This window comes from Microbacterium sp. NPDC057741, assembly GCF_042798735.1.
Classification (GTDB): Bacteria; Actinomycetota; Actinomycetes; order Actinomycetales; family Microbacteriaceae; genus Microbacterium.
The window spans coordinates 109,328-123,295 of record NZ_JBHVJW010000005.1; the positions used below are offsets into that span (position 1 = coordinate 109,328).

Genomic DNA, 13,968 nt, shown 5'->3' on the forward strand with positions numbered 1-13,968 from the left:
GTCAGATCAGCCCGATGTTCTTGAGCGTGTCCTGCACGTCGGAGATGTTCTGCGTCACGAAGGAGTCCAGCTCGGAGCCGGTGAGGAAGGCATCGGCCCACCCCTTGCTCTCCAATTCCTTCTGCCATGCGTCCGAGTCGTGCATCTCGGTGGCGATGCGCTCGAGTTCTGCGCGGTCGTCGTCGGAGATGTTCCCCGGTGCGATCACACCGCGCCAGTTGGTGAGCACGACGTCGTAACCCTCGTCGGTGATGGTCGGCACGTCGGGCAGCTGATCGACGGGCTCTTCGCTCGACACCGCGAGTGCGCGCATCTTGCCCGCCTCGATGTGCTGCTGGAACTCGCCGACGCCGGAGATGCCTGCCGCGACCTTGCCGCCCAGGATCAGGGAGACGGCTTCGCCGCCGCCCGCGTTGGGCGTGTAGTTGAGCTTGGTCGGGATGTCGGCGCTCTTCACCCCGGCGGCATCCAGCAGGAGGCCGGCGAGGATGTGGTCGGCACCGCCCGCGGAGCCGCCGGTGATCGTGATCGCCTGGCCCTTGTCGACGATGTCCTCGACCAGGCTCTTCAGGTCCTTGTACTTCGAGTCCGCGGGCACGACCACGACGAGCGGCTCATCGGTGAGGCGGGCGATCGGAGTGGTGTCCTCCAGCCGCACCTTCGAGTCGTTCGTCTCGATCGCGCCCACCATGACCAGGCCGTTGACCATGAGAGTGGCCGGATCCTTCTCGGTGGCGAGCTGGGCGAGACCGATCGTGCCGCCCGCGCCACCGACGTTGGTGACCGGCGCGGTCCCCACGATCTTGTCCTCGGTGAGCACCTTGGCCATCGAGCGTCCGGTCTGGTCCCAGCCGCCACCGGGGTCGGCGGGGACGATGATCGAGACGTCGGTGAAGCTGGACTTCCCGCCATCGGCGGCCGGCTTCTCTGCCGTGCCTCCCTGGCCGGAGCATCCGGTGAGGGCGAGTGCCGTCGCGGCCGCGACGGCGATCAGGGTGATTCGGGTTCTGTTCATTGCGCTCCTCCTCGAGCGTTCAGGGACGCTGTCGAACGTAGGGGGCACGATTGCCGCCGTCGCGCTTGCGAAACCATTGGTCGCGTTCCGAAAGTATTGGTCGCGAGATGCTCCCCGGCCTGGATGCGGCCTCTCGCGCGGGAGGCGACAATGGAGTGTGCCCTCGATGACGAAGACGCCTGCGTCGAAGATGACGCTCCGAGTGCAGCTGCTCCTGCTGCAGGCGGCGATCGTGTGCCTGGTCACGCTGATCGCGGGCATCACGGCCGGGATCGTGCAGGAGCACACCATCCGCGACGCCTATGAGGATCGGATGATGGCGGTCTCGCAGTCCATCGCATCGATGCCCGCGGTGGTCGACGCCTTCGACGACGCCGATCCCTCGGCCACCATCCAGCCTCTCGCGGAGACCATCCGCAAGGCATCCGACCTCACCTACGTGGTGGTGGCCAACGCCGACGGCATCCGCTATTCGCATCCGAACCCTGCGCGCATCGGCGAGCGGGTATCCACCGACCCGTCGGTGCCGCTGTCGGGAAGGATCTACACCGGCACCGAGACCGGCACCCTGGGCACGACCTGGCGCGTGAAGGTGCCGATCTTCCACGACGGCGAAGTGATCGGCACGGCCTCGGTCGGCATCCTGGAGTCGCAGGGCAGGGACGAGTTCTTCGGCAACCTCGCCTGGATCATCGGGGCGATGCTTGTCGCCGTCCTGCTCGGGGTGTTCGGGTCGGCGTGGATCGCCGCTCTGATCCGCCGCCGCATCCTGGGCCTCGAGCCCGACGAGATCAGCGCGCTGGTCCGCAACGAGGAGACCACGCTGCACGGGCTCAGCGAGGGCGTGATCACCGTCGATGCCACAGGCGTCATCACGCTGGCGAACGATGCCGCGGCCCGCTTCCTCGACACCGATGCCACGGAGCTGACCGGATCCCGTGCGGAGGATGTGCTCGGCCCGGAGCTTCTCGAGGTCCTCCGCGAGGGCGAGGACGCCGGTCGGCCGGTGATCCTCGGTCCGCGCGTGCTGGTGGCCCGATCGACGGGCGCTCGCGACGGCGGCGCCGCGGTGGACGCCACCCTGCTGCTGCGCGACCACACCGAGCTGCACGACGTCGTCGCGCGCGTGGACGCCGCAGACGCGATCATCGCGTTCCGGCAGCGGGCCGGCCTGCCGAAGGGGCTGTCCGCGGAGACACTGGAGCGAGTGGCGAGCGCGCTCACGCAGCATCCGGATTCGTCGGCATCCGAGCTCGGCGAGGTCCTGCAGATCTCGCGAGTGAGCACGCGTCGCTATCTCGAGCATCTCGCGAGCACGGGGCGTGCGGTGCGCTCGCTCGACTACTCGACTCGAGGACGCCCGGGCAGCCGCTATCGGATCAACGATCCCGCAACGGGATCGATTGAGACTGCGTCTCATTACATGAGACACTGAATCACAAACACCCGACGGGATGATCGAAGGAGATCACATGTTCCGCAGTCCGTACCCCGAACTCGAGATCCCGAACGTCTCGATCTATGAGTACCTCTTCACCGGCCTCGACGACGCCGACCTCGACCGGATCGCACTCGTCGACGGGATGTCGGGCGCGGAGACCACTTATCGCCGCCTGATCGGCCAGATCGACCTGCTCGCGGGCGCCCTCGCGGCGCGGGGCGTGGGCGTGGGCGACGTCGTCGGCATCCTGTGCCCGAACATCCCCGAATTCGCCACGGTGTTCCACGGCGTGCTGCGCTCCGGCGCGACCGCCACCACGATCAACGCGCTGTACACCGCCGAGGAGATCGGCAACCAGCTCGAGGATGCCGGGGCCGAGTGGCTCTTCACCGTGTCGCCGATGCTCCCGCAGGCGCAGGCCGCCGCCGAGCGCCGAGGCATCCCGGCCGACCACCTCATCGTGCTCGACGGCGCCGAGGGACACCCGGGCCTGCGCGACCTGCTCGCCGAGGGGCACGCCGCCCCCGAGGTCACCTTCGATCCCGCCACTCACCTCGCCGTGCTGCCGTACTCCTCCGGCACCACAGGCCGCCCCAAGGGCGTCATGCTCACGCACCGGAACCTGGTCGCGAACGTCGAGCAGGTGCGCCCCGTCACCGACATCGGCGTGAACGACCGGCTGCTCGCCGTGCTGCCGTTCTTCCACATCTACGGCATGACCGTGCTGCTGGACTTCGCGCTCAAGCAGCGCGCGGGCCTCGTGACGATGCCGAAGTTCGACCTGCTCGAGTTCCTGCGCATCATCCAGGAGCACCGTACGACCTGGGTGTTCGTCGCTCCCCCGATCGCGGTCGCCCTGGCCAAGCATCCGGTGGTGGACCAGTACGACCTCTCCGCGGTGAAGGTCGTCTTCTCGGGCGCGGCCCCGCTGGACGGCGCCCTCGCCGGAGCGGTCGCGACCCGCCTGGGATGCGTCGTGGTCCAGGGCTACGGCATGACCGAGACGAGCCCCGCGGCGAACATCATCCCGGTCGACCGCACCGACATCGACCGCTCGATGATCGGCCCCCTGGTGCCCAACACCGAGGCACGCCTGGTCGATCCCGAGACCGGGACCGACGTCGAGCCCCCGGCCGAGGGCGCGAGCGAACCGGGCGAGCTGTGGCTGCGCGGCCCGCAAATCATGGCAGGGTACCTGAACCGCCCTGATGCCACCGCCGAGATGCTGGATGCCGACGGCTGGCTGCACACCGGAGACGTCGCCACGGTCACCGCCGACGGCATCTTCCGCATCGTCGACCGTCTGAAGGAACTCATCAAGTACAAGGGGTACCAGGTGGCGCCCGCCGTGCTCGAGGCGCTGCTGCTGGAGCATCCCCAGATCGCGGATGCCGCGGTGATCGGCGCGAACGACGCCGACGGCCAGGAGGTGCCGAAGGCGTTCGTCGTGCTGCAGCAGGACGCCGAGCTGAGTGCGGAGGACGTGATGGCGTTCGTCGCCGGCCGCGTCGCCCCGCACGAGAAGGTGCGCATGGTGGAGTTCATCGACGTCATTCCGAAGTCCTCGGCCGGCAAGATCCTGCGCAAGGACCTGCGCGCCCGGGTCTGACGCCGAACACGAAGAAGCCCGCCGTCCCCGAGGGGACGGCGGGCTTCTTGCGTCAGACGAGTCTTACTCGGCCTTCTCCTCGGCGGGAGCCTCGGCAGCGGCCTCCTCGGCCGGAGCCTCGACGGTCTCCTCGACGACCTCCTCAGCAGGAGCCTCCACGACCTTCTCAGCCTTGGGGGCAGCCTTCTTGGCGGCCTTCTTCTTCGGGGCGACGGGCTCGAGGACGAGCTCGATCACGGCCATGGGCGCGTTGTCGCCCTTGCGGTTGCCGATCTTCGTGATGCGGGTGTAGCCGCCCTCACGGTCGGCGACCAGCGGCGCGATCTCGGTGAACAGCGCGTGCGCGGCGTCCTTGTTGCTGCGCAGCACGGTCATCGCACGACGGCGGGCGTGCAGGTCGCCGCGCTTGGCCAGCGTGACGAGGCGCTCGGCCAGCGGACGCAGGCGCTTGGCCTTGGTCTCGGTGGTCGTGATCGAGCGGTGCTCGAACAGCTGTGCAGCCAGGTTCGCGAGAAGCAGGCGCTCGTGAGCGGGGCCGCCTCCGAGGCGGGGACCCTTGGTGGGCTTAGGCATATTGGTTTACTCCAGGGAAAAAGGGGGGATCAGAAGGACTCGTCTTCGGAGCCGCCGTAGAAGTGGGCGCCGTCGAAACCGGGCACCGAGTCCTTCAGCGACAGACCGAGCGAGATGAGCTTGTCGCGCACCTCGTCGACCGACTTCTGCCCGAAGTTGCGGATGTTCATCAGCTGGGTCTCGGAGAGAGCGACCAGCTCCGCGACGGTGTTGATGCCCTCACGCTTGAGGCAGTTGTAGGAACGGACCGACAGGTCGAGGTCCTCGATCGGCATGGACAGCTCGCTGGAGAGCACTGCCTCCACCGGCGCCGGGCCGATCTCGATGCCCTCGGCCTCGACGTTCAGCTCGCGAGCGAGGCCGAACAGCTCGGTCAGGGTCTTCGCGGCCGAGGCGACGGCGTCGCGCGGGCTGATCGCGGACTTGGTCTCGACATCAAGCACGAGCTTGTCGAAGTCGGTGCGCTCACCGGCACGGGTGGCGTCGACGCGGTAGCTCACCTTCAGGACCGGCGAGTAGATCGAGTCGACCGGGATCTGACCGGCCTCTGCGTACTCGTTGCGGTTCTGCGAGGCGGAGACGTAGCCACGACCGCGCTCGATCGTCAGCTCCAGCTCGAACTTCGCGGTGTCGTTCAGGGTCGCGATCACCAGGTCGGGGTTGTGCACCTCGACTCCGGCAGGAGCGGAGATGTCCGCAGCGGTGACCTCGCCGGCGCCGGTCTTGCGCAGGTAGGCGGTGATCGGCTCGTCGCGCTCGGAGGAGACGACCAGCTGCTTGATGTTGAGGATGATCTCGGTGACATCCTCCTTCACGCCCGGGATGGTGCTGAACTCGTGCAGCACGCCGTCGATGCGGATCGTGGTGACCGCGGCGCCGGGGATCGACGAGAGGAGGCTGCGACGCAGCGCGTTGCCGATGGTGTAGCCGAAACCGGGCTCGAGCGGCTCGATCACGAAGCGGCTGCGGTTGTCGGCGAGCTTTTCCTCGTTCAGGGTGGGACGCTGTGCGATGAGCACTATGTGTTCCTTTCGATCACATGCCCGCTATATGACATGTGTTGGGTGAGGTGTTGAGTTGTCGAGAGTCGGCGGAAGGGATGCCGGCCCCGACGGTTCGGTTCCGGCATCCCTGTCCGAGATCAGACGCGGCGGCGCTTCGGCGGGCGGCAGCCGTTGTGCGCCTGCGGGGTGACGTCCTGGATGGACCCCACCTCGAGGCCGGCGGCCTGCAGCGAGCGGATCGCGGTCTCGCGGCCGGAGCCCGGACCCTTCACGAAGACGTCGACCTTCTTCACACCGTGCTCGGCGGCCTGACGGGCGGCCGACTCGGCGGCCATGCCGGCCGCGTACGGGGTGGACTTGCGCGAGCCCTTGAAGCCCACGCCACCCGACGATGCCCAGCTGATGACAGCGCCGGACGGGTCGGTGATCGAGACGATGGTGTTGTTGAACGTCGACTTGATGTGGGCCTGGCCCAGCGCGATGTTCTTCTTCTCCTTGCGGCGCGGCTTGCGCGCGGCGGCCTTAGGTGCAGCCATGAAAGTGTTCTCCTATTCCCTGGCCGCTTAGCGGGCCTTCTTCTTACCGGCGACGGTGCGCTTCGGGCCCTTGCGGGTACGGGCGTTGGTCTTGGTGCGCTGACCGCGGACCGGGAGGCCACGACGGTGGCGGATGCCCTCGTAGGAGCCGATCTCGACCTTGCGGCGGATGTCTGCGGCAACCTCGCGGCGAAGGTCACCCTCCACCTTGTAGTTGCCCTCGATGTGGTCGCGGAGTGCGACGAGCTGGTCGTCGGAGAGGTCCTTGACGCGGATCGACTCGTCGATCTCGGTGGCCTTGAGGATCTCGACCGAACGGGTACGGCCGATGCCGTAGATGTACGTGAGGGCGATCACCACGCGCTTGTCGCGCGGGATGTCGACGCCGGCAAGACGTGCCATGCGGTAACTCCTGGAGTGTTGTGGAGGTGTGGAGCAGAATCCTTTCCCGGGCCTCCTACCCGGGGTGTCCCCCGCTTTCGCGGGATCCGACCTGCCTGTTCAGATATTGAGTTGTATCCCCGTCTCGTGTCGCGGCTCCTGAGCGAGGAGCGCCGCAACGAGACGAAGGACGCTCAGCCCTGGCGCTGCTTGTGACGCGGGTTCGACTTGCAGATCACCATGACGCGACCGTGACGACGGATCACGCGGCAGTGGTCGCAGATGGGCTTGACGCTGGGGTTGACCTTCATGTTTCTTCCTGTTCGCTGTCCTCACCGGGCAGGCGTGACCGCCTGGGGTGTTACTTCTCGACCGATCAGCGGTAGCGGTAGACGATGCGGCCGCGGGTCAGGTCGTAGGGCGAGAGCTCCACGACCACGCGGTCCTCGGGGATGATGCGGATGTAGTTCTGCCGCATCTTGCCGGAGATCGTTGCAAGGACCTTGTGTCCGTTGCTCAATTCAACGCGGAACATCGCGTTGGGGAGAGCCTCGGAGATCACGCCCTCGATTTCGATGACACCGTCTTTCTTAGCCATAGCCTCGCTGACGCTTCTGCAGATCGGTCGATCTGCGGTGGATGGTTGGGTGGTGCCGGGACACGCCGGAACAAGGCGCAAGGCACCAAAGATCTATGATAGTCCGCTCAGGAGCATCCGGCAAATGCGGAACCGCCCCGCGCCTGAGGCGCGGGGCGGCATACTCGTCAGGGTCATTCCGCAGAGCTGCGCCGGCGGCGTGCAGCTGTGATGATCAGCACGCCTCCGCCCGCGAGCAGAGCGGCCCCTGCGCCGATCATCCAGGGCCGCAGGACCCCGCCGGTCTGCGCGAGCTCGCCGTTCTGTGCGGCCGCCTGCGGCGCCGCATCCTGATCCTGCTGCTCCGGTGCTGCGGGCCGCTCCGAGTCCGCCGGCTGCTCGGGCGCTGCCGGCTCGTCGGTGCCACCGGGCACCTCGGCGGGAGTCTCCGGGGTGATCCCCGTGCCGGGACCCGCAGGCTGCTCGGGGTGAGCCGGCTCCACGGGCGTGGTCGGTTTCGGCGTGCACGAGAAGAGCTCGTTCTGGAACGGGTAGTTGTGGATCTCGTTGCCCTCCCCGTCCATCGTGATCGAGCCGTTCACGTAGACCCGGCCGTTCAGGCTGGCGGAGAAGGACAGCGCAGAGCCGGACGTCGGGATCAGGATCGACCCCAGCACCTGCGAGGAGCCGCCGATGTGCACGTCGGAGGCATCGGCGAAGTTCCACAGCGTTCGCGAGGAGACCTTGCCGAACCCGTTCGTCCCGCCGGTGGGATCGTCGACGCGCACGGATCCGTCGGCGAAGTGATTCGGCGACCAGTTCACGATGCCGCCGGTGACGTTGACGACCACCGTCGCCCCCTCGGCGATGCCGGTGAAGAGGATCTCGGAGGCACCGGACAGTGCGGAGGCGTCGATGCGGAAGATCTCCTGCCCGGCTCCCGTTCCCGCGAACGTGGCCTGCGCGCCGGACTTGGTCACCGTGCCGGTCGAGGCGAGAGCCGCGTAGGTGGCGGAGGTCTGCGAGATGACAGCGCCGAAGTGCGCGTATTCGGCCGTGGTGTCAGCGCCGAGACCGGCCTTGAACGAACCGCCGTCCGTGTCATAGCGGCCGGAGTCGTAGTCGGGACGCGCCTCGCCGCCGACCCGGACGGCGCCGCCGCCCGCGAAGCCGCTCGTGGGCGCACCCACGATGAGGCGGCTCAGGCCGTCGCCCAGTGACAGGTCACCGCCCACGGCCAGCATGACCGAACCCGGCTCAGGGGTGACACCCGAACCGACGCCCACCGTGCCGATGTTGAACACGCCGGCCACCCGCTCGAAGCGCGCGTCGCCACGCACGACCAGGAGCCCCTCGGACTCGGCGCTGCTGCCCGTCGCGACGAAGTCCTCGCCGGCGTACACGGCGATGTTGCCGTCTGCGATACTCGGGTTGCTGTTCCCCGGGCTGGGGATCTCGTCTTCTGCACAGAGCAGCGCACCTGCGGCCTGCGCTGGCACGAACGCACCGAACGCACCCAGAATCCCGGCCGCGAACACCGCTGCCGTCCCCACTCCGGCGCGCAGCGCGCGCACACTCCCAGCCGTCATCCATGGCCTCCCAGCTCATGCGTACGTGTCCAACCCCCAGAGTTTGTTATATGCACTAACAAACAGGTCCTCGGTCACTCTGGCACAGGCCGGGAGGAAATGCGAAACGCGGGTGCGGAGCCGAAGCTCCGCACCCGCGTTTCCGTGAAATCGATCAGCCGACCAGGTCGGTGAGCTTCTTGAAGTCCTTGTCGTCCTGCAGGTTGAGCTCCTTGCCGTTGAGCTTCACCGTCGGAGTTCCCTTGATGCCGTTCTCCGACGCCTGCGAGGCGCCGAACTTCTTGTACGTCTCGTCCATGATGCAGGACTCGACCTTGTCCGCCCCAGCCTCCTTCGCGATCGACGCGATCTGCTCGTTCGTCAGACCGGGAGTGTTCTCCTGGGGCTGGGCCGCGAAGAGCGCCTTGGAGAACGCGAGGTACTTGTCGGGCTGCGTGGATGCGACGCACACCGCGGCGCCCGCCGAACGCGACGAGTACTCGGTGCCCTGTGAGAACCGGTCGAGGATGGCGATCGGGTGGTACGTGAGGGTGATCTTGCCGTCGTCCGCAGCCTTCTCGAGCGCGGGGCCGAAGCTCTCCTCGAAGCTCTTGCAGGCGGGGCACTGGAAGTCCACGAACACGTCGACCTTCTCCTTGCCGTCGCCGAACGAGATGCCGCCGGTCTTGGCGTCGAACGACGAATTGCTGGTGGGCGCCGTGCCGGGGCCGGTGGCCTGGTTGTTCAAGAACACCACGAATCCGCCGAGGGCGACGAGCACCACCACGACGGCGATGGACACTCCGATGGCGAACCAGTTGGTCTTGCGCTGCGCGTTGGCCATTGCTTTCCGTTCTGTCTGCAGGGGGCGTCCGCACGCCCGCATCCCCGCAATTGTCCCATCAGATCACTATGCGCTCCATGTGAACGCATAGAGCCCGCCGCCACGCGGTGTGCCTCCCTCGCCGCCGAGATCCCCGCGAGACCCCGAGTTCCGCGCGAGACCCATGTCCGGCACAGGGGTCTCACGCAGCTTTCGGGGTTTCGCGGGGCACTCGCGGCACCTCTCGCGGGCTCGAGCGCAGTGTGGCCAGCATCGCAGGCTGTGGCGGGTGCAACTGGGGCACTCCGGCATCCATCAACGCCGCGCACAACGGCTTCACCTTCATCGCCTCGCCGAGATCCCAGCGAGCGAATGGATGCCCGTTGCGGCGGAGCCTGTCCTCGCGACGCTTCTCATCGGCAAGCTTCTGGGCGGCCCGCGCCGGATCACCCAGCGCATACTTCTGCCATCCGTCGGATTCGCCTATGACTCTGCCCGAGCGGAAGTGGAAGTCGGCACGATCCTCGTACCCCTCGTAGTGGAACTCGCGCTGCAGTTCGGGCTCTTCGAACCCGCTCCACAGGATCACAGCGCGACTGATGCTCTCACCCGGCGACTCGGCCAGGCCGTCGGCATGAGCGCAGACCCAACGGGCACGTGCGAGGCCGCGCTTGTTCGGCTGTGCGTCGAGCAGGTCGCAGACATCGTCGATCGAGACCGTACCGCCCTGCGCCGGCGAAATCGCACTGTCGGCAAGGCTGAGAGCCTTCGCGATCGGCAGTACCCGGCACAGATCGGCTACCGTGTCCGACTCCGAAGTGACCAGCGCGCCTCCGACACGTTCGACGCTTCGCGCGACCTCGCTGGTATGCACCCAGACATCACCAACATGGCGCGCCTTCTCATAGCCATCCCCGAGCACATGGATGTCACGCGTCTCACCGAACAGCGGAAAGCCGTGGAGCGCCGCAGCGCTCTCGAGGCAGAGCACGGCATCGGGGTGCGCACGCACGAAGGCGTGCACCCGCACTGCGTATCGCTTCCACGGCTGCAGCTTCTCGTAGGCAGCACGATCGACGTACACGCCACGACGGATTCGGCGCCACGTCTTCGGAAGGAGGCGGACACCAAGCATCCGCGCGTCCTGAGCGGTCATCAGGGGCAGCGGCGAGACGAGGTCGGCGCGTTCAGAGAGAAGGAGCGACATGCCGGCATCCTGACGCCTCCACCGGCCGATCAGTCGCCGCGTTCCGCTCATCCGCCCTCGACGTGCACAACCAGGTGCGGCCCCCTCGCTGTGGAGGACGAGAGCCACGTAGTCGAGTCCCCGAGTTCCGCACGAGACCCAGGTTGCAGACGTGGGTCTCACGCAGAACTCAAGGTCTCGGATTGATGTTGTGCGGAACTCGACGGCTCACCGCAGCGCCAGGACCCGCTCAGCCTGACCGAGCAGCACGCCGCGCGCACAGCGCGGAGCGCGGCCGGATGACGAAACCCCGAGCCGTGCGTGAGACCCCTGTTCCAGACGCGGGTCTCACGCGGTGCTCGGGGTCTCACGCGAAAGTCGCGCGGGACTCGAGGTCTCGCGGGAGGGACCTGCGGTGGAGAGCGCGCCGGCGGAGATCGCGCCGACGGGAACGCGCTACGGGATCGGGACGGGCGTCACGCCGAAGGGAGCGAGGCCCGCGGCACCGCCGTCGGCGGCGGTGAGCACCCAGATGCCGGCCTCGTGGCGGGCGATGCTGTGCTCCCAGTGCGAGCCGTCCGACCCGTCGACGGTCGTGACCGTCCAGTCATCGTCCTCGACGAACGTCGCCTCTCCCCCGGCGGTGACCATCGGCTCGATGGCCAGCACGAGACCCGGACGGATCTCGGCACCGGCATCCGGCGTGCGGTAGTTGAAGACGCTCGGCGCCTCGTGCATCTTGCGGCCGATGCCGTGCCCGACGTACTCGCGCAGGATGCCGTACTCGCCCTGCGCCTCGATGTACGTCTGGATGGCGTCGCCGAGCTGGCCGATGTGCGTGGCTGTCGCCATGGCGGCGATCCCCGCCCACATCGACCCCTCGGTCACCCGGGACAGCTCCTCACGGCGCGCGACGAGCTCGGGCTGAGCGGCGTCCGGCACGACGATCGTGATCGCGCTGTCGCCGTTCCAGCCCTGGTACTGCGCACCGCAGTCGATCGACACGATGTCGCCGGGCTGCAGCACCCGCTCACCGGGGATGCCATGCACGACCTGGTCGCCTACCGAGATGCAGGTCGTGTGGTGGTAGCCCCGGACGAGCTTGAAGTTCGACTCGGCACCGCGCCCGGTGATCACACGGGATGCCGCGGCATCCAGCTCGCCGGTCGTGATGCCGGGGCGCACCAGGGTGCGCACCTCGTCGAGGGCCGCGGCCGTGATCAGGCCGGGCTCGACCATCGACCGCAGCTGCGCGGGCGACTTGTAGATCGAGCGTCGGAACACGTCAGACCAGCACGCGCAGGCCGCGGGCGTCCAGCGCTGCGACGATGCGCTCGGCGATGTCGTCGAGCGAGCCGACGCCGTCGATGCGATCGACGATGCCGCGCGCCTCGTACACCGAGATGATCGGAGCCGTCTCGTGCTCGTAGATGTCCAGGCGGTGCGCGATGGCCTCGTCGGTGTCGTCGGAGCGGCCCTGCTCGGTCGCGCGCAGGCGCAGACGGGTCAGGCTCTCCTCGCGCGGCACGTCCAACAGGATGACAGCGTCGAGCGCCTGGCCGTGCTCCTGCAGGAACTCGTCCAGGTGCTCGACCTGATGCGTGTTGCGCGGGTAGCCGTCGAGGAGGAAGCCCTTCGCGGCATCCTCCTGCGACAGGCGGTCGCGCACGATCTCGCTGGTCAGCTCGTCGGGCACCAGGTCGCCGGCATCGAGGATGGCGGTGACCTTCTGCCCCAGCTCGGTGCCGGCCTTGATGTTCGCGCGGAAGATGTCGCCGGTGGAGACCACAGGGATCCCGTATGCGGCGGCGATGCGCACGCCCTGCGTGCCCTTGCCGGAGCCCTGCGGGCCCACGATCAGAAGGCGAGCGGTGGACTGTGCGGATGCCGTCATCGGAGGAGCCCTTCGTAATGGCGCTGCTGCAGCTGCGCGTCGATCTGCTTCACGGTCTCGAGCCCGACACCCACGATGATGAGGATCGAGGCGCCGCCGAACGGGAAGTTCTGGTTGGCCTGCACGGTCGACAGTGCGATCAGCGGGATCAGCGCGATCAGACCGATGTAGATCGAGCCGGGGAACGTGATGCGCGTCAGCACGTAGTCGAGGTACTCGGCGGTCGGCCGGCCGGCACGGATGCCGGGGATGAAGCCGCCGTACTTCTTCATGTTGTCCGCGACCTCGACCGGGTTGAACGTGATCGCCACGTAGAAGTACGTGAAGCCGATGATCAGCAGGAAGTAGACCAGCATGTACAGCGGGCTGTCGCCGGTGGTGAAGTTCTGCGAGATCCAGGTGACCCACGCCGGCGGCGCGCTGCCGTCGGTGGGGGTATTGAACTGCGCGATCAGCATCGGGATGTACAGCAGCGACGAGGCGAAGATGATCGGGATCACACCCGCCATGTTCACCTTCAGCGGGATGTACGTGTTCGTGCCGCCGTAGGTGCGGCGTCCGACCATGCGCTTCGCGTACTGCACCGGGATGCGGCGCTGCGACTGCTCGACGAACACCACGAGGGCCATCACGATGATTCCGACGATGAGGACCATGAGGAAGACCTCGAAGCCCTTCGCCTCCCAGATCGCCCACATGGCGGCGGGGAAGGTGGCGGCGATCGACGTGAAGATCAGCAGGGACATGCCATTGCCGATGCCGCGCTCGGTGACGAGCTCGGCGAACCACATGATGAGGCCGGTTCCGGCCGTCAGGGCGAAGATCATGAGCAGCTGCGCCCACCACACGTCATTGGTGAGGAACGCCTGGCAGGACGGATCACTCGCGGACCCGAACAGCTGACCGCTGCGCGCGACGGTGACCAGCGTGGTCGACTGCAGCAGCGCGAGCGCGATGGTCAGGTAGCGGGTGTACTGCGTGAGCTTCGCCTGACCCGCCTGACCCTCCTTGTGTAGCGACTCGAAGTGCGGGATGACGACGCGCAGCAGCTGCACGATGATCGTCGCGGTGATGTACGGCATGACGCCGAGCGCGAAGATCGACAGCTTGAGCAGGGCGCCGCCGGAGAACAGGTTGACGAGCCCCAGGAGACCCTCGGTGCCGGCACTGGCAGCGAGACAGGTCTCCACGTTGGGGAAGTCCACGAACGGAGCGGGAACGTTGGAACCCAGGCGGTAGAGGGCGATGATCGCCAGGGTGAAGCCGATCTTCCGCCGCAGGTCGGGCGTGCGGATGATCCGCGCGATAGCGCTGAACAAGAGTTTTCCTCCTGAGTGGGGATGCCGGCCTAGATCTCGCGG

General features: G+C 67.4%; 15 protein-coding genes. 2 read left to right on the top strand and 13 right to left on the bottom strand.

The window, feature by feature from the left end; genetic code table 11:
* Position 1: 1 nt before the first annotated feature.
* Positions 2–1,015: a Bug family tripartite tricarboxylate transporter substrate binding protein gene (locus ACFVDO_RS15720; RefSeq protein ID WP_378859202.1), complete on the bottom strand. Its 1,014-nt coding sequence runs from the start codon at positions 1,013–1,015 to the stop codon at positions 2–4.
* A gap of 166 nt (positions 1,016–1,181) precedes the next feature.
* Here ACFVDO_RS15720 and ACFVDO_RS15725 point away from each other — a divergent pair, with 166 nt between their 5' ends.
* The gene (locus ACFVDO_RS15725; RefSeq protein ID WP_378859201.1) at positions 1,182–2,450 is read left to right on the top strand and encodes a PAS domain-containing protein; all 1,269 of its coding nucleotides are present in this window, start codon (positions 1,182–1,184) and stop codon (positions 2,448–2,450) included.
* Positions 2,451–2,487: 37 nt separating this feature from the next.
* Positions 2,488–4,065: an AMP-binding protein gene (locus ACFVDO_RS15730; RefSeq protein WP_378859200.1), complete on the top strand. Its 1,578-nt coding sequence runs from the start codon at positions 2,488–2,490 to the stop codon at positions 4,063–4,065.
* Positions 4,066–4,128: 63 nt separating this feature from the next.
* Here ACFVDO_RS15730 and rplQ read toward each other — a convergent pair whose 3' ends face one another.
* The 12 genes from rplQ to secY form a co-directional block, all read right to left on the bottom strand.
* The gene (gene rplQ / locus ACFVDO_RS15735; RefSeq protein ID WP_378860119.1) at positions 4,129–4,638 is read right to left on the bottom strand and encodes a 50S ribosomal protein L17; all 510 of its coding nucleotides are present in this window, start codon (positions 4,636–4,638) and stop codon (positions 4,129–4,131) included.
* Between the two features lie 29 nt (positions 4,639–4,667).
* Positions 4,668–5,657 carry a DNA-directed RNA polymerase subunit alpha gene (locus ACFVDO_RS15740; protein ID WP_378860120.1) on the bottom strand — a complete coding sequence of 330 codons (990 nt, stop codon included), beginning with the start codon at positions 5,655–5,657 and terminating at the stop codon, positions 4,668–4,670.
* A gap of 122 nt (positions 5,658–5,779) precedes the next feature.
* Positions 5,780–6,178, bottom strand: a complete 399-nt coding sequence (rpsK, locus tag ACFVDO_RS15745; RefSeq protein ID WP_071644012.1) for a 30S ribosomal protein S11 — start codon at positions 6,176–6,178, stop codon at positions 5,780–5,782.
* A 27-nt stretch (positions 6,179–6,205) separates the two neighbouring features.
* Complete coding sequence (gene rpsM / locus ACFVDO_RS15750; RefSeq protein ID WP_194582671.1) at positions 6,206–6,580, bottom strand: 30S ribosomal protein S13; 375 nt, start codon at positions 6,578–6,580, stop codon at positions 6,206–6,208.
* Between the two features lie 173 nt (positions 6,581–6,753).
* A complete protein-coding gene (gene rpmJ / locus ACFVDO_RS15755; RefSeq protein ID WP_071644008.1) occupies positions 6,754–6,870 on the bottom strand; it encodes a 50S ribosomal protein L36 in 117 nt (38 codons plus the stop codon).
* Positions 6,871–6,935: 65 nt separating this feature from the next.
* Entirely contained in the window at positions 6,936–7,157 is a 222-nt protein-coding gene (infA, locus tag ACFVDO_RS15760) for a translation initiation factor IF-1 (RefSeq protein WP_017201569.1), read from the bottom strand.
* 173 nt (positions 7,158–7,330) lie between these two features.
* Entirely contained in the window at positions 7,331–8,725 is a 1,395-nt protein-coding gene (locus tag ACFVDO_RS15765) for a choice-of-anchor A family protein (RefSeq protein WP_378860121.1), read from the bottom strand.
* Positions 8,726–8,879: 154 nt separating this feature from the next.
* Positions 8,880–9,548: a DsbA family protein gene (locus tag ACFVDO_RS15770; protein ID WP_378856444.1), complete on the bottom strand. Its 669-nt coding sequence runs from the start codon at positions 9,546–9,548 to the stop codon at positions 8,880–8,882.
* Positions 9,549–9,729: 181 nt separating this feature from the next.
* On the bottom strand, positions 9,730–10,683 hold the full coding sequence (locus tag ACFVDO_RS15775; protein WP_378856446.1) for a hypothetical protein: 954 nt from the start codon (positions 10,681–10,683) through the stop codon (positions 9,730–9,732).
* A gap of 486 nt (positions 10,684–11,169) precedes the next feature.
* On the bottom strand, positions 11,170–11,997 hold the full coding sequence (map, locus tag ACFVDO_RS15780) for a type I methionyl aminopeptidase (RefSeq protein WP_378856448.1): 828 nt from the start codon (positions 11,995–11,997) through the stop codon (positions 11,170–11,172).
* A 1-nt stretch (position 11,998) separates the two neighbouring features.
* On the bottom strand, positions 11,999–12,607 hold the full coding sequence (locus tag ACFVDO_RS15785; RefSeq protein WP_378856450.1) for an adenylate kinase: 609 nt from the start codon (positions 12,605–12,607) through the stop codon (positions 11,999–12,001).
* Positions 12,604–13,926, bottom strand: coding sequence for a preprotein translocase subunit SecY (secY, locus tag ACFVDO_RS15790; RefSeq protein ID WP_378856452.1), 1,323 nt, complete (start codon positions 13,924–13,926; stop codon positions 12,604–12,606). The genes ACFVDO_RS15785 and secY overlap by 4 nt, the downstream gene beginning before the upstream one ends.
* Positions 13,927–13,968 lie beyond the last annotated feature (42 nt).